General features: G+C 43.1%; 13 protein-coding genes and 3 pseudogenes. 9 read left to right on the top strand and 7 right to left on the bottom strand.

The window, feature by feature from the left end:
* The first annotated feature begins 166 nt into the window (after positions 1 to 166).
* Positions 167 to 1945 (top strand): protein kinase domain-containing protein, encoded by a 1779-nt coding sequence (locus NSTCB13_RS08475; protein ID WP_448273158.1) that lies wholly within the window; start codon positions 167 to 169, stop codon positions 1943 to 1945.
* 10 nt (positions 1946 to 1955) lie between these two features.
* Here the strand turns inward: NSTCB13_RS08475 and NSTCB13_RS08470 are convergent, their stop codons facing one another.
* A complete protein-coding gene (locus NSTCB13_RS08470; protein ID WP_013190996.1) occupies positions 1956 to 2255 on the bottom strand; it encodes a 30S ribosomal protein PSRP-3 in 300 nt (99 codons plus the stop codon).
* Positions 2256 to 2386: 131 nt separating this feature from the next.
* Between NSTCB13_RS08470 and NSTCB13_RS08465 the strand changes: the two are divergent.
* The 4 genes and pseudogenes from NSTCB13_RS08465 to NSTCB13_RS08450 all read left to right on the top strand — a co-directional run bounded on the left by NSTCB13_RS08465 (position 2387) and on the right by NSTCB13_RS08450 (position 5717).
* Positions 2387 to 2858: pseudogene (locus NSTCB13_RS08465) on the top strand (DUF29 domain-containing protein).
* 62 nt (positions 2859 to 2920) lie between these two features.
* Positions 2921 to 3391: a DUF29 domain-containing protein gene (locus tag NSTCB13_RS08460; protein ID WP_448271975.1), complete on the top strand. Its 471-nt coding sequence runs from the start codon at positions 2921 to 2923 to the stop codon at positions 3389 to 3391.
* Positions 3392 to 3432: 41 nt separating this feature from the next.
* Positions 3433 to 4236: a TIGR01548 family HAD-type hydrolase gene (locus NSTCB13_RS08455; RefSeq protein ID WP_448271973.1), complete on the top strand. Its 804-nt coding sequence runs from the start codon at positions 3433 to 3435 to the stop codon at positions 4234 to 4236.
* Positions 4237 to 4322: 86 nt separating this feature from the next.
* On the top strand, positions 4323 to 5717 hold the full coding sequence (locus NSTCB13_RS08450; RefSeq protein WP_448271971.1) for a cytochrome P450: 1395 nt from the start codon (positions 4323 to 4325) through the stop codon (positions 5715 to 5717).
* Between the two features lie 171 nt (positions 5718 to 5888).
* Here NSTCB13_RS08450 and NSTCB13_RS08445 read toward each other — a convergent pair.
* The 5 genes and pseudogenes from NSTCB13_RS08445 to ruvB form a co-directional block, all read right to left on the bottom strand.
* A pseudogene (locus tag NSTCB13_RS08445) lies at positions 5889 to 6641 on the bottom strand (glycosyltransferase); the annotation flags it as partial.
* A 9-nt stretch (positions 6642 to 6650) separates the two neighbouring features.
* Positions 6651 to 7686: pseudogene (locus NSTCB13_RS08440) on the bottom strand (IS630 family transposase); the annotation flags it as partial.
* Positions 7687 to 7758: 72 nt separating this feature from the next.
* Entirely contained in the window at positions 7759 to 8301 is a 543-nt protein-coding gene (locus NSTCB13_RS08435; RefSeq protein WP_448271969.1) for a hypothetical protein, read from the bottom strand.
* Between the two features lie 11 nt (positions 8302 to 8312).
* On the bottom strand, positions 8313 to 9116 hold the full coding sequence (locus NSTCB13_RS08430) for a tetratricopeptide repeat protein (protein ID WP_448269270.1): 804 nt from the start codon (positions 9114 to 9116) through the stop codon (positions 8313 to 8315).
* A gap of 204 nt (positions 9117 to 9320) precedes the next feature.
* Positions 9321 to 10421 (bottom strand): Holliday junction branch migration DNA helicase RuvB, encoded by a 1101-nt coding sequence (gene ruvB, locus NSTCB13_RS08425; protein WP_445629145.1) that lies wholly within the window; start codon positions 10419 to 10421, stop codon positions 9321 to 9323.
* Positions 10422 to 10654: 233 nt separating this feature from the next.
* Here ruvB and hisF point away from each other — a divergent pair, with 233 nt between their 5' ends.
* Positions 10655 to 11428: an imidazole glycerol phosphate synthase subunit HisF gene (hisF, locus tag NSTCB13_RS08420; protein WP_445629144.1), complete on the top strand. Its 774-nt coding sequence runs from the start codon at positions 10655 to 10657 to the stop codon at positions 11426 to 11428.
* Positions 11429 to 11527: 99 nt separating this feature from the next.
* The gene (locus NSTCB13_RS08415) at positions 11528 to 11719 is read left to right on the top strand and encodes a hypothetical protein (RefSeq protein ID WP_094348875.1); all 192 of its coding nucleotides are present in this window, start codon (positions 11528 to 11530) and stop codon (positions 11717 to 11719) included.
* A 189-nt stretch (positions 11720 to 11908) separates the two neighbouring features.
* Here NSTCB13_RS08415 and NSTCB13_RS08410 read toward each other — a convergent pair whose 3' ends face one another.
* Positions 11909 to 13390 (bottom strand): GTP-binding protein, encoded by a 1482-nt coding sequence (locus NSTCB13_RS08410; protein WP_448271967.1) that lies wholly within the window; start codon positions 13388 to 13390, stop codon positions 11909 to 11911.
* Between the two features lie 306 nt (positions 13391 to 13696).
* Between NSTCB13_RS08410 and tpiA the strand changes: the two genes are divergently transcribed.
* Both tpiA and NSTCB13_RS08400 read left to right on the top strand, forming a co-directional pair.
* Positions 13697 to 14428, top strand: coding sequence for a triose-phosphate isomerase (gene tpiA / locus NSTCB13_RS08405; protein WP_445632248.1), 732 nt, complete (start codon positions 13697 to 13699; stop codon positions 14426 to 14428).
* 252 nt (positions 14429 to 14680) lie between these two features.
* The gene (locus NSTCB13_RS08400; protein WP_448271965.1) at positions 14681 to 15286 is read left to right on the top strand and encodes a CDP-alcohol phosphatidyltransferase family protein; all 606 of its coding nucleotides are present in this window, start codon (positions 14681 to 14683) and stop codon (positions 15284 to 15286) included.
* The last annotated feature ends 43 nt before the right edge of the window (positions 15287 to 15329 follow it).

The raw sequence follows: 15329 nt of genomic DNA, 5'->3' as shown, positions 1-15329 counted from the left end.
GAAACCGCATTTATACAGACAAAACCCATCCTCGTGGGTTTCAAACCCTCAATTCTTCCTTAGTCCGCAGAGGCGGACTAAGTTTCTGTCGCCGCGAATTCTATTTGGTCTGGCTGGCTGTAACTCTAGCGGAGTAATTTTGCTTTTACAAGAGCGCTATCGTTTAATGAAACGGATTGGTAAAGGAGGATTCTCTAAAACCTTCCTCGCTGTAGATGAGGGTGAGTTTCCTCCAATTCCTTGCGTCGTTCAAGAATTATCGCAAGCATACGAGACTTCTATTACTTTTGAGCAAAAGGCGCAACAACTAGAAAAATTAGGGAAGCATCCGCAAATTCCTGCATTATTAAATTATTTTCAGCAAGATGGGCATTTCTATTTAGTGCAGGAGTTTATTGCAGGCACTAATTTAGCTGAGGTGGTTGAAGAAGAAGGCGCTTTTAATGAAACTCAGATTTGGCAACTGTTAGAAGATTTGTTGCCAGTTTTTCAGTTTATTAGCGATCGCCACATTATCCACCGCAATATTAAACCCCAAAATATCATCCGTAGATCCCCAATTACCAACAAGGCAGATTTCGTCATAGTCGATTTTTCCACTGCGAAAATCGTCACAGAAATCGATGGTTTAACATCTGAAACCAGTATCGGTAGTCCAGAATACGCTGCACCAGAGCAGACAAAGGGAAAAGCCATTTTTGCTAGTGATTTATATAGCTTGGGTGTAACTTGTATTTACTTACTTACCCAGATTTCTCCCTTTGATTTATTTGATATTGCAAATAATTGCTGGGTTTGGCAACAATATCTTACTACTAAGGTAAGCGATGTCTGGCGACAAGACTCAAAAAGTCTACCCTTGGCGCAAATTCTCGACAAACTACTGCAAAATGCGGTGAACCGTCGCTTTCAATCAGCTGATGCAGTTATGCAAGCAATGGGTATGGAATGCAAAATCGTTCGACTGAGCGAAGTCGAAGTCCAAAATCCTCCTTGGCGATGCTTGCATACCCTAACTGAGCATTCTGGGACATTAAGTAGTCTGAATGCCCTTGCCATTAGTCCTGACGGTCAAACTTTAGCCAGTGCTAGTGATGACAAAAACATCAAATTGTGGGATTTAAATACTAAAAAAGTCCTAGCTAGCTTATCAGGACATTCCCAAGCTGTAAAATCAGTTGCCTTCAGTCCAGATGGTCAAATTCTGGCAACTGCTAGCGATGATAAAACTATCAAATTGTGGCAGGTTGAGACATTAAAAGAAATCTGCACCCTCTGGGGACACGCACACGCTGTAAAATCAGTTGCTTTCAGTCCAGATGGGCAGATTCTCGCTAGTGGTAGCTGGGATAAGACAATCAAACTCTGGGATGTCAATACTGGCAGAGAAATTTGCACTATAGCAGGACATCAATTAAAGGTAAATTCAGTGGCATTTAGTCCCCAAGGACAGCTTTTAGCCAGCGCTAGTTATGACAGAACAATTCGCTTGTGGCAGATACCAACAAGAGGCAGGGGAGCAGGGGGCAGGCTTGCCCCCTTGCCTGATTTCCCTAGCTTATTAGGCACCCTTTCGGGTCATGCATGGGCGGTTTTGACAGTCGCTTTTAGTCCTGATGGTCAAATTTTGGCGACCGGTAGTGATGATAACACTATTAAATTGTGGGAGGTAAACACTGGTCAGCTAATTTGCACGCTTGTAGGCCATTCTTGGTCTGTGGTGGCTGTGGCTTTTACTGCCGATGGCGAAACACTCCTAAGTGCAAGTTGCGACAAAACAGTTAAACTTTGGAGGGTAAGCACAGCAGAAGAGATTGTTACTCTCTCTGGTCATGTAGACTCAGTATCTGCTGTTGCTGTAAGCAAAGTTACACAATTAATTGCAAGCGGCAGCCGGGACAAGACTATCAAACTGTGGCAGCTTGTAGAACAGGACAATAGCTAATTTTGTAATATCAAGCGCTACCTGTAAAGGCAACTTCTGGAAATTTCAATTGAGCTTCTGCCATTGGACGGTTTCTGCCTTCCTCTTGCCAGTAGTTAATCACTTCTGTTGCTTTGTTAAGCAACTCAACACGATCCACGTCAGTAATCCAATGTTTGGACTCTAATTCTTTTTTTAACTCTTCCCAGGCATCATTTCTGGGCCAAAAAAAGTACTTAGTCAAGGGACTGGTGCCTTTGCCTACAACTTGGTCGACGGCGAGAGCAACGTTCTCGTCTAACCACAGAATTTTCAAAATAAACTTGGTCAATCACACCTCCGGGAATTTCCGGGCATTTAGGATAGCGATCGCTTATTTTAACGCAATACCCTATCAAATGACCAAACACTGATTGAGAATGGGCTAGTATAAGGTTTAGTCGGCGCTAAATAAAGATGCTTATGACTGCTCAACTGCCCCAATCTCAAATAACATCTGGTTCAGATTTGTATGAGCAAGACTTTTACCTGTGGATTCAAACCACGGCAGAACTGCTCAAGCAAGGGTCGGCTCACAGAACTGGATTTAGAGAATTTGATTGATGAAATTGAAACAATGGGCAGGAGTGAAAAGAAAGCACTCAGAAGCAACTTGGAAGTAGTGCTAATGCATCTATTGAAGTATAAATATCAAGCCCAGAAGCGCTCTGGTAGTTGGCGAGCAACAATTCGGGAGCATCGCAAACGCCTCAGACAAGCTCTAGAAGAAAGTCCTAGCCTCAAACCATATTTTTATGAGGTTTTTGGGCTGTGTTATGACGATGCTAGACTCTTGGCTGCCGATGAAACTGAATTGCATTTGGCTATCTTCCCCGAAGAATCTCCCTTTACACCAGAGCAAGCCCTCAATCCCGATTTTTTACCTGAGTCATAATTTCAACCCGATCTAAAATATTTTACTGTTAATTTTGACCTTTGAATTCGGAGCGAAGCGACGTGACTGCTCACCTGCCTCAATCTCAAATAACATCTGGTTCAGATTTGTACGGGCAAGACTTTTACCTGTGGATTCAAACCACAGCAGAACTGCTCAAACAAGGTCGGCTCACAGAACTAGATTTAGAGAATTTAATTGAAGAAATTGAAACGATGGGCAGAAGTGAAAAGCGGGCATTGGAGAGCAATCTGGAAGTGTTGCTGATGCATCTGCTGAAATACCAGCTTCAAACTGAAAGGCGCTCAAAAAGTTGGCAGTACACAATTTTAGAACAGCGCAGGCGAGTCCAAAAGGCACTCAAGGAAAGTCCGAGTTTGAAGCCTTACTTTGAGCAAGTTTTTGACGAAAGCTATCAAACTGCTAGACGGCTGGCTGTCATTGAAACTGGATTAGACATTGCTATTTTCCCAGAAAAATCTTTCTTTACGCCAGAGCAAGCCCTTGACCCCGATTTTTTACCTGAGTCATGAGCGGATTATGATGATGTAAAACTCTTTTGCTTCCTTACCCCATGACTCAACCAACTTCTGCAAAAGCGATCGTTGTTTTCGATATTGATGGCGTTGTACGCGATGTTAGCGGTTCCTATCGCCGGGCGATCGCAGATACCGTAGAATATTTTACAACCCAAGCATATCGTCCAACCCCACTAGATATTGACCAACTGAAGTCTGAAGGCGTGTGGAATAACGATTGGGAAGCATCGCAAGAATTAATTTACCGCTACTTTGAAACCCAAGGACAGACGCGCGAACAACTGCAACTAGATTACAGTGCGATCGTTGCTTTTTTTCAATCGCGTTACCGAGGCTCAAATCCAAATAATTTTACTGGTTATATCTGTAATGAACCTTTATTATTACAACCCAGCTATTTAGAACAACTTACCCAAGCCGAGATTGCTTGGGGATTTTTTAGCGGTGCGACTCGTGCTTCCGCCAACTATGTATTAGAAAAACGCCTGGGTTTGCAATCTCCGGTGTTGATTGCGATGGAAGATGCACCAGGGAAACCAGACCCCACTGGACTTTTCGCCACAGTTCATGAGTTAGAAAATGGAATTGACCAAAAATTAGCTGTAGTCTATGTGGGAGATACGGTAGCAGATATGTATACCGTCGAGAAAGCGCGAAATTTAGATTCTGCTCGCACTTGGCTTGGTGTAGGGGTTTTACCACCCCACGTCCAGGAAACAACAGCGCGTAGTGATGCTTACACTGAGACACTAATAGCAGCAGGAGCAGCAGTAGTTTTGCGTAATGTGCAAGAATTGACTCCAAGGCAGATTCAAGAATTGGTAAGTTCATTTGCTTGATCTGTGGTCTAAGATTAATCAAGCTAGGGGTGCATGAATGACTGGCTGATAACAATCTTGCTTTAATCATTGGGAGATAAATAAAAATGTCTGCACTTAAACTGCCTAACGGCCCTCAAACTCATCCTTGGGTACAGACGTATCAATGGCTTACTAATCCCTTAGAATACATAGAAGACTGTGCTAAACGCTATGGTGATATCTTTACCCTTCAGCTCGGACAAAATGTTGCTCCTCAAGTTTTCATTAGCAATCCCCAGGCAATTCAGCAGATTTTTACTACAGATCCAAAACACTTGGACTCTGGTGAGCCAGCAGGGATTAGATCGCCTTTATTAGGACGCCAATCACTACTGGCGCTGGAAGGAAAGCCTCATCAGCGACAACGAAAGCTATTGACACCACCCTTACATGGGGAACGAATGCTAGCTTATGGTGAATTAATCCGCGACATCACTGAGCAAGTGATTAATCAGTGGCAGGTTGGAGAAATCTTTGCAGTTCTGCCATCAATGCAAGCAATCTCTTTCCAAGTGATTTTAAAGGCTGTATTTGGTCTAGAAGATGGGCCACGTTACGAGAAACTCAATGAACTGCTGATTGCAATCCTAAATCCTAAATTCCCTATCTTAAGAACAATTCTGCTTCTTTTCCCAGCAATGCGACGGGATTTAGGAGCGTGGAGTCCTTGGGGGAAATACTTGCGTTTACGGCAGCAAATTGATGAACTCATCTACGCCCAGATTCGAGAACGCAAAGCACAACCCGATTCATCTCGGACTGATATTCTGTCTTTAATGATGGCTGCTCGTGATGAAGCGGGAGAGCCGATGACAGACTTGGAATTACGTGATGAACTGATGACTCTATTAGTGGCGGGTCACGAAACTACAGCAACTTCCTTATCATGGGCGCTGTACTGGATTCATTATCAGCCGCAGGTGCGGGAAAAACTGCTGCAAGAATTAGATAAGTTGGGCGAACAACCACATCCAAATGCTATTTTCCGATTGCCTTATTTGAATGCTGTCTGTTCTGAAACCCTACGTCTTTACCCAGTAGCTGTATCGGCACTAAATCGAGTGGTCAAATCACCGCTACAAATTGGGGAATACAACTTTGAGCCTGGTACTTTGCTCAATCCCTCTATTTATTTGACCCATCATCGAGAAGATTTATATCCTGAGTCGAAGCAATTTAAGCCAGAGCGTTTTTTAGAACGGCAATTTTCTCCTTATGAGTATTTACCCTTTGGTGGCGGGAACCGTCGCTGTATTGGTATGGCATTTGCCTTGTTTGAAATGAAACTGGTGTTGGCAACTGTGCTATCTCACTGGGAGATGGAACTGGCTGATAGCAAACCAGTGCAGCCAGTACGCAAGGGTTTGCTATTTAGTCCAGCAGGTGGTGTGAAGATGGTGGTGAAGGGGAAGCGTCCTCAAAATCAGCCCATCCTTCAGACTAGCTATAGTTCCGTTTAAAGGCTGGAAGAATGGGATGGGATAGGGTGGGAACAATGTCTACAACGGGCTACACCCACCAACAATCCTGGATTTTATTTAAATTGAGAAAAATTCCTCGTGCCACTGTTTAGCTTACGATTGAGTTATTGTCCCAGTTCATATTATTTCATTTGTTCACAATTAATTTGTTTAAGCCAAAACAGGCTTACCTGTAGAAACAGCCTGCTCAATAATCTCAGCCGCTCGACTTACCCCCCCAGCACGGAGAGTAGCTGCTTGTAATCTGAGGGCGTTCTGTTTATAAGATTCTTCTGTCAACACCCGCCCGATCGCATTTTTCAATCTGGGAACATTCAATTTTTTGAGGGTAACAAGCTCACCTGCCCCTGTCCAAGCGATACGTGCTGCTACTCCTGGCTGGTCATTGGCAACTGGAATCGCCACCATTGGCACTCCCTTTTTGAGACATTCCATTGTTGTATTCATTCCCGCATGAGTAATCATGAGGGTGGCTTTTTCCAGCACTTCTAATTGAGGTGCATACTCAACTACTAAAGGATTTCCTGCCAAGTTTGGTAATGATTCTGGTTTAGCAGAACCTCCCAGAGAAATCACTAACTGAGCATCCAAATCTTCACAAGCTGAAGCAATAGTCTGAAAAACCCAAATCAGACGATTTTGCAATGTTCCCATCGAAGCGTAAATTAACGGTTTCCCCGTCAATTTTTCGTAGGGGAAAGAAACAGGTGCTCGACTGGCTGAAGTATGATAGCTTCCCGTGAAATGGAACCAAGGAGCTAATTCTTCTCTGGGAAATTCAAACTCAGCAGGTGCATTACTTATTTGAGCCAGTGGAGAGTAACTATCTTTAAGACTAGAGTACAGGGGTAATTTCCACTCTCGACGATATTCATTAATCAAATCTTCAAGTGGTTTGACAACGCTATAGGACTAGTATTTGATTTCTGAAAAAGCTCCGTACATTTGAAGAGTGGCAAAATCAAAGGTAGTGTCTCGGAGAAACCACTCAAACATCCATTTGAGATGAGAGAACGAAGGAATCAAAGCACAGAAACGCCGTACCCAAGTTTTAGCTTGTAACCAAATATCCTCAATTGGATTTTGTGATGGGCAATTAGGGGCTTTAGCGTTCACAATGAATTTTCCAGTGTTCTTGAGACAAACCAAGGTTTATCTCGCCTAAAAAGTTTTGAACCAGATGTGAACGATGGTAAGAAGCACCATCCCAAAAAAGAAGTAATCTTTGGTTGGGCGACTGATCTAATAAATAACGTAGATAATCAATCGTATTTTCTGAGTTACCTGCGTTATATGCTTTGAGCAGTAAGCCTCCCTTCAAATAGTCAACTGCCCCGTAGTATGTCTGTTTATCTCGTACATTAACAACTCTCACTGTTATCTCTTGGTCAGTTCTTCCCCAAACATATCCGCTTAAATCTCCCCACATTAAATGACATTCATCAAGCAGTAATACTTTTAACTTTCCTGTCTCGATTTCCTCCCGATGCCTTGCCAACAGTGTTTCAATCTCTTTTTTTTTTGCAGCAACAGCATCCTCGTCAGCTTTTGGATTCAAAGAAGTAGTTTTCTTCCAACTAATTCCTGCCGCATCAAATAAATCGTAATAGCTCCGTTTTGATTCATAAGTTAGATCGTATTCAAAAGCCAATTTATATTCGAGTTCGCCAAGTTCCCAACACTCCTTTGTTTGCAACCAACTTAAGATTTCTTCTCGTTGTTGAGCAGTTAAGTAGCCTTTTCTTCCCTTGTGGTTCAAGTGCAGCCCCGAAATTCCATATTCCTCGTAGGCTTGTTTCCAGCTTGTTATCGAACCAAGTGACACATCTAAAATTATTTGAATTTCTTCATACTTGTAACCTTGATAAACCAGTTTAACTGCCAAAGCTTTCCTTACCTCACGCGCATCTGGGCGATCATCTATAAATTCTTGTAGTTCTGCGATCGCGGCTTGTAGATCCTGGTTTATCATTGTTCGTTCTTAGACAGATACACACCTCAGTATTATCTCTTAGTTTTTTCAGAAATCAAATATGATTCCTATATTAAGTAACGTGTAACCTATTTCGTTGCGTAAGCGTGCCCACAGAGCTGGGCTATACTTCCAAGTTGTGAAAAAAGGAGGAACGCTAGGTTCTCGATTCAGCACCACAGCACTGCACACAGTAATGAAAGGAATTTTGAGAAACTCGGCAATTGTCCCTCCCTCTACTGAACTTTGGTTTACTAGCAAAGCTTCTACGCCTGCTGCTTTAATTGCTGCTGGAGCCTCTTGGAGTGTCACAGATGAAACCCGCTTCAGCAGATCGATAGTGTATCGAAATGCAGCCAATCCACGCAGTTGACCTAATTTGGCAAAGTTTTCTGCTGTTGAGCCAGGAATAAAATCTTTTTCACCAATTGCTTGGAATTCTATTCCTGCTGCCAGTACCTTAGATTGAGTATCGAGTGAGCCAAAGAAGGTGACGCGATGCCCACGCCGTTGAAGTTCCTGCCCCAAGGGAAGCATTGTATTGAGGGGACCAGTTGCTGCACCAGGACAGATGATACCAAAATGAGTCACGATTAATGCCTCTACTTGATTTTCAAGAACTTATCCAAAGCTGTAACTAGGCTAGGGGGCCAACGGCGGATATTTTTTACCCAGTCGATATCTTTATAGCGGCTATCAAGTCCATAAGCTGCTACCCAGTTGCTTTCGGCTTCACCTTGTTCTCCATTTACCCAATATGCAGCTGTGAGGGCGGCACGCACATCAGCAAATTTGGAGTATTTCCGGGCGATATTTCGCATTTCACGGATTGCTTGCTCTTTTTGACCGATTTCATACAGAGCCAGAGCGTAGTTAGCACGGGCGAAGGCAAAATTTGGGGCTATCTCATTAGATTTTTTGTAATCTGCGATCGCCAAATCCCATTTTCCCAAACCTGCTGTGGCATTACCGCGATTGTTATACGCCATCGCATCGTTAGGATCGAGTTCTAGAACGCGATTGTAATCTGCGATCGCCAAATCCCATTTTCCCATCCCTTCCAACGCCGCGCCCCGATTCAAGTAAGGATCGGTGACATTTGGTGCTAATTCTATTGCTTTGTTATAATCTGCCAGCGCCTCTTGTAACTTATTCTGACTCACCCGCGAATTTCCCCGATTACTCCACGCCCCCGCATTTGTCGGAAATTGCTCAATAATCTTTGTCCAGTAAGTTTCAGCCGTCGCAAAGTCACCTTGATTCGTCGCTATAAACGCTTGATTTGCCCACTCATCACCTTGTTTTAACTGTTCTTGAGTAATGGGCGGTTGAGATTGTGCCATGACTGGAGTAGCCCAGCCAAATACAAGTAACAAACTGAGAAAAATACTAATCAACTTAATCATCTAGGTTTACCGAATTTGTCATTTGTCATTTGTCATTTGTCATTGAGTATGGAGCATAGGAATGGAGTTCAAACACTCATTTACGAGATCAATGCCCAATGCCCAATGCCCCTCAAGAGTGCTGAGTGGGGCAGAGGGGAGAATAACTCTTAACTCCTAACTCCTAACTCCTAACTCAGCACTGTTTTGCCCAATTTCCCATAATTACAATAATGACAACTGTTCATTAGGCGGTGTGAATCCTAAATGCTTATATGCTGCCTTTGTCGCCATTCTGCCGCGATGAGTCCGAGTTAAATACCCAATTTGCATCAGGTAAGGTTCGTATACCTCTTCAATTGTTTGAGTATCTTCACCCGTGGCTGCTGCCATTGTTTCTAACCCCACTGGCCCGCCATTAAATTGTTCAATTATTACACTCAGCATTTGGCGGTCTGTCCAATCTAAACCGCAAGGATCTACTTGGAATAGTTGTAATGCCTCAGATGCAATGTTTTCATTAATCTCACCAGATTCTTTTACTTCCGCATAATCACGTACCCGCTTCAGTAACCTATTAGCAATCCGTGGTGTTCCGCGTGAACGACGGGCAATTTCTGTAGCACCATCTTCTGTAATAGGGGTTTTGAGTAATTGAGCGGTTCGCAGTACAATTTGAGTCAGTTCGTCAACTTCGTAAAATCGCAGTTTTTGAATTAAACCAAAGCGATCGCGTAGTGGTGAAGTTAAAGCACCCACACGGGTTGTAGCCCCTACTAAGGTAAATTTTGACAGCGGCAAGCTTCTGATCCGAGCGCTAGAACCCTTACCAATGGTAATATCTAAGCGATAATCTTCCATTGCTGGGTAGAGAATTTCCTCCGTCATCCGCGAGAGGCGATGAATTTCATCCACAAATAAGATATCCCCTGGCTTGAGGTTCACTAGTAGCCCAACAATATCTCGTGGACGTTCTAAAGCTGGCGCACTGGTAATTTTGTAATTTACCCCCATTTCCGATGCTAAAATCATTGCCATTGTGGTTTTGCCCAATCCCGGCGGCCCATACAGAAGCAAGTGATCCAGTACCTCACTACGAGACTTAGCTGCTTTAATGGCAATATCTAGCACATCCTTTAAATCTTTTTGCCCAATGTAATCAGCAAAGCGGTGTGGCCGAATACCTTCTTCTTGCTGTTCTTGCTCATCAAAAGCAGCTTCAGGCTGCAAAATATTTTCTGTGGATGGTGCTTTCGCCGACTCTCGACGCTGCTTTGGTTCGCCGTTGGGTTCTGGAGGCTGTTTTTTCGAGGAGATTATCGCCATAATTCTTACAGGGAATGGGGTACAGGGTACAGGTTACAGGGAATGGGGTACAGGGTACAGGTTACAGGGAATGGGGTACAGGGTACAGGTTACAGGGAACAGATTATTTCCTATAACCTGTCACCTGTTACCTCTCCCCTAATCCCAGTTCCCATGAAAATTTTCGTTTGAGAATACCCGCGCCAATTTAAAATTTAAATTCCGGCCAATTACCCAGAAGTACAAAAGTTATTATGTTATCTAAAAGAATCTTACCGTGCTTAGATGTGAAGGCGGGACGGGTTGTAAAAGGAGTTAACTTTGTTAATCTCCAAGATGCAGGCGATCCGGTAGAGCTGGCCAAGGTTTACAACGAAGCCGGTGCTGATGAATTAGTATTTCTGGATATTACAGCTACTCATGAAGACCGAGCTACAATTTTAGATGTGGTCTACCGCACTGCTGAACAGGTCTTTATTCCATTGACTGTAGGTGGTGGCATTCAATCCTTAGAAAATGTTAAAGCTTTGTTACGGGCGGGCGCAGATAAGGTTAGTATTAATTCTGCGGCAGTGCGGGAACCAGACTTGATTAATCGGGCAAGCGATCGCTTTGGTAATCAGTGCATAGTTGTTGCTATTGATGCCAGACGCAGAAATAACCCGGAGAATCCAGGTTGGGATGTGTATGTGCGGGGTGGCAGAGAAAATACAGGCTTAGATGCCCTATTGTGGGCACAGGAAGTTGAAAAACGGGGGGCCGGAGAACTACTAGTTACAAGTATGGATGCTGATGGAACGCAAGCCGGGTATGACATTGAGATTACACGGGCGATTGCCAATGCTGTAGAAATTCCAGTTATTGCTTCTGGTGGTGCAGGTAATTGCGAACATATCTACACTGCCCTCACTCAAGGCAAGGCTGAAGCCGCATTACTCGCGTCACTGTTACATTACGGACAATTAAGCGTAGCAGAAATTAAAAGTTACTTGCGCGATCGCAACGTGCCAGTCAGAACATTCTGTTGATCCACCATTATTCATTTAATGACATCTATCTAAGGTTAGACACACTTCCTAAAAAGGGTGTTAATATTATTTTACAAGTATTAACAAATATTAAGAAATATGTTGCTTCCTATTTTACTTTTTGATGTCGCCCTGGTAGCGTGGTCGCTGCACTTAATGGAAAAAGCCTACGAGAGTAAAGAATTTTCTCTAATGTTAGCTGGTACCTTGGTTGCTCTTGCTGCTGCTGCCATGTTAGTAGTTTACTTTTTGATGGGTCATTGTATGACCTATTTGTTGCAAGTATCCTAGAGAATGCTGAGTGCGAGAGGGGATATTTAAAATTTAGTTTCCAGAAAGCTTGACAAAGTAATAATAACTAAGCAATAATACAAGGCTGATTTTCAGAATATGTTTTAAAAGTACCCGAAAGTATAATTTTTGCATTCTAAAATAGGTAAGTGCAAGGATAAATATGGCTGACCAAACCTAATTTATACATCACTTTTTGAGTTTTACTTTCTGGAGTAATTCATCTTTAATCCGGTTAAGAATTGAAGTCTCATCCAAATTGGTCAAAATCCGATTAATCACTGCTTTCGGGCCATCAGGCCCCCAAGTTGCGCCATTGGCTAAATAAACTTTAGTAACTTGTCCAATACCGTAAGAAGAAACACCAGCGACTCCTCCTTGGGTAATCGCCACCGATACATAAGGACCTAGCGCAATACCACCCGTAGCTGTTGCAGAAATTCCAAGTAAAGTTTTTAATCCACTCAAGCCTAAATTTGCTAACAATTCACTAGCACCGATACCGCCCATACTCAGGGCGATTTTTTGTAGCAACTGTACAGCCCCAGCTTCGGTCATGGAGAAGCCATAGAGTTTAGATAAACCCAAAATCAGAGCAATATCAATTACCACACTACTGAGAATATCTACCACAGTTACAGGATTGAGTGCGATCGCTAATGCCTTAGTCATCACAGCTTTCCAAATCAACTGATTGGCATTCTGTTCCCGAATCATCAGTTTTCGCTCAACCAATTGCTCATTTACAATGTCGGCATAAAGCATGGTATTAAGGGCAACCAAGGCTTTGCCTTCCCGATGCAGAATTTCCAATATTTTCAGCTTCAGTTCCTCGACTTGGGCATTCCCTGTACGCAACTGTATGCTTCTCGTACCATCAGGGCGACGAATCGCCGTTTTCACCAATGGCGATGCCGCAGCCATAACTATTTCCAAAGGTGTGAGTAATTCCCGCACCCTTTCATCCCGGATTTTGTGATAAATTGCCATCCGGTCTGCTTCTGGATACTGGTCTACTTTGTTAAACACCAAAACAATCGGTTTACCTGCTTCCCGCAACTGAGAAAGGGCGGTGTATTCCAGTTTTGTCATATCGCCAGAGATCGCAAACAGAATCAAATCTGCTTGTTTTGCAATCTGTTCAGCTAAGGCGGCGCGGGTTGCACCATCTACTTCATCTAACCCAGGAGTATCAATTAATTCCACTTGGGATTGACCGACACCAGGAAGAGTCACACGCAAAGCACGTTCAGTTTCTCCAATCATCTCCTCGCTAATACTCCAATTAACTGTTTGTGCAGTACGGGTGACACCGTGCAGCGGCCCAGTTTCAAATACCGTTTGCCCAACCAAAGCATTTAGTAGCGAAGACTTACCACGTCCCACCATGCCAAAAGCCGCAATCTGCACCACCATGCGGTCTAACTTCCCTAGCATAATTTCCAAATCAGCAATTTCTGCCTCCAATCCGGTTTTTTCCTGGGGAGTAAGATCGAGATTGGCTACCAAGTTTCGCAATGCTGTTTGTGCTTGTTTATAGTTCAGTTCCGTCTGAATGTCTTCAAAACTAAAAATAGCACTATCCAATTCTTCCTCCCAGTTGAGAGAATTTGCGTCAGTGTTAGCGGAATCGCTTTGATGAGGTTCAGGCACGGGCAATGTCGAAGTCATATTAATTTTAGATTTTAGATTTTAGATTTTAGATTTTAGATTTTAGATTTTAGATTTTAAATTTTAAATTTTAGATACAGTTCATTTACTATCCTAGTTATTTTTATGAGGGGTTTGGCGAGACGATGCAGACAAAGGAGACAAGGGGCTAGGGGAATAAATATGCCCAATACTTCGACTACGCTCAGTACAAGTGCCCAATGCCCAATGCCCAATGACCAATGACTAATGACCAATGACTAACAAAACGTCATAAACTGAAAAATGCATCTAATATAACGCGTTAGGATCTTGACTAAATTACCTGTGCGGAAAATCGTTATTGCCGGCAACTGGAAAATGTTCAAAACCCAGGCAGAAACCCAAGAGTTTTTACAAGGATTTCTGCCCCATTTAGAGGAAACCCCCCAAGGGCGAGAAGTGATATTGTGTCCTCCTTTCACTGATTTAAACGTTTTGTCCAAGACTTTGCACGGTAGCCTCATCCAACTGGGGGCACAAAATATCCATTGGGAAGAATATGGAGCCTATACGGGTGAGATTTCTGGCCCAATGCTGGCAGAAAGTGGTGTGCGCTTTGTGATTGTCGGTCATAGCGAACGACGGCAATACTTTGGAGAAACGGATGCCACCGTTAATCTGCGCCTCCGAACTGCTCAAAGGTTTGGTTTGACTCCAATTCTTTGTGTTGGCGAAAGTAAACAACAACGAGATGCGGGAGAAACTGAATCACTGATTGCTCTCCAACTCGACAAAGGCTTGGTAGATATCGATCAAGATAATTTGGTGATTGCTTACGAACCGATTTGGGCGATTGGCACTGGCGACACTTGTGAAGTAGAGGAAGCTAATCGAATAATTGGCTTAATTCGTAGCCAGTTGACTAATCCGAATGTATCAATTCAATATGGCGGCTCAGTCAAGCCGAATAATATTGATGAGATTATGGCTCAACCAGAAATTGATGGTGTCCTCGTGGGAGGAGCAAGTCTAGAACCTGAGAGTTTCGCTCGGATTGTGAATTTTAAATCAGTGTGATGTGCTTTTTTTTCGTTCCCATGCTCTGCATGGGAATGCCTAATAAGAAGAATTTAGAACTTAGGAGTCAGAATTCAGAATTGAATTTTATACGATTGTTTTTAATGACAAATGTTCCAGATATCCAGATATTAAGTATTTAGAAGTTGGAAATCTTTATTTCCCACCCACCTACTTACCCTAATGGATGTTGCATCCAAATGAGAACCGCTATATATATATTCCAAGACTAGATCAAATTTAAGTTCATCTATGATCGCAAAGCCTTGGGATGCTCAACTTGCTTACTGGCTAATTAAACCTCTAAAAGACAGTTGGGTAAATCCCAATCATCTTACTACAGTGCGACTTTTGACAGGGTTGGCGGCGGCTGTCGCCCTCGCAGTTGGTGATACCATTTGGGTTAATATTGGGGGATGGCTATTTGCTTTATCTAACTTTCTCGATCATACAGACGGTGAATTAGCTCGTTTGAGTGGGAAAAGTAGCAAATGGGGACATCAATATGACCTTGCTAGTGACGCTATCATCCATATTCTATTGTTTGTGTGTATGGGATATGGTCTTAGGGGGGGAAAATTTGGTTGGTGGGCGTTGGTGATGGGGATAGTATCTGGCGTGTCTGTTGCTTGCATATTTCATTTGCGAAACCAAATGGAACAACGTTTAGGTAAAGACGCCAGCCGTCAACCAAATTTCGCCGGCTTTGACATTGAAGACGTGCTATATTTGTTTCCCATAGTTCCCTTACTGAATGGACTAGAGCCGTTATTAATGGCAGCGACAATTGGCGCGCCAACCTTTGCTATATGGGTAATTTGGCAATTTTGGACACTCCCGCAGCCGGAATCAAACTAGATAAGGAAGCAGTGAGAGAATAAATAATTATTAATGGACATCA

This window comes from Nostoc sp. DSM 114160 (assembly GCF_053470305.1).
Note: the sequence above shows the minus strand (reverse complement) of the source record. Positions and strands in the feature narration are given on the sequence as shown.

Bases quoted from the DNA above. Each gene is read 5' to 3' on its own strand.
- NSTCB13_RS08475 (WP_448273158.1), top strand. From the start codon at position 167: ATGAAACGGATTGGTAAAGGAGGATTCTCTAAAACCTTCCTCGCTGTA.
- NSTCB13_RS08455 (WP_448271973.1), top strand. From the start codon at position 3,433: ATGACTCAACCAACTTCTGCAAAAGCGATCGTTGTTTTCGATATTGAT.
- NSTCB13_RS08450 (WP_448271971.1), top strand. From the start codon at position 4,323: ATGTCTGCACTTAAACTGCCTAACGGCCCTCAAACTCATCCTTGGGTA.
- NSTCB13_RS08430 (WP_448269270.1), bottom strand. From the start codon at position 9,116: ATGATTAAGTTGATTAGTATTTTTCTCAGTTTGTTACTTGTATTTGGC.
- ruvB (WP_445629145.1), bottom strand. From the start codon at position 10,421: ATGGCGATAATCTCCTCGAAAAAACAGCCTCCAGAACCCAACGGCGAA.
- hisF (WP_445629144.1), top strand. From the start codon at position 10,655: ATGTTATCTAAAAGAATCTTACCGTGCTTAGATGTGAAGGCGGGACGG.
- NSTCB13_RS08415 (WP_094348875.1), top strand. From the start codon at position 11,528: ATGTTGCTTCCTATTTTACTTTTTGATGTCGCCCTGGTAGCGTGGTCG.
- NSTCB13_RS08410 (WP_448271967.1), bottom strand. From the start codon at position 13,390: ATGACTTCGACATTGCCCGTGCCTGAACCTCATCAAAGCGATTCCGCT.
- NSTCB13_RS08400 (WP_448271965.1), top strand. From the start codon at position 14,681: ATGATCGCAAAGCCTTGGGATGCTCAACTTGCTTACTGGCTAATTAAA.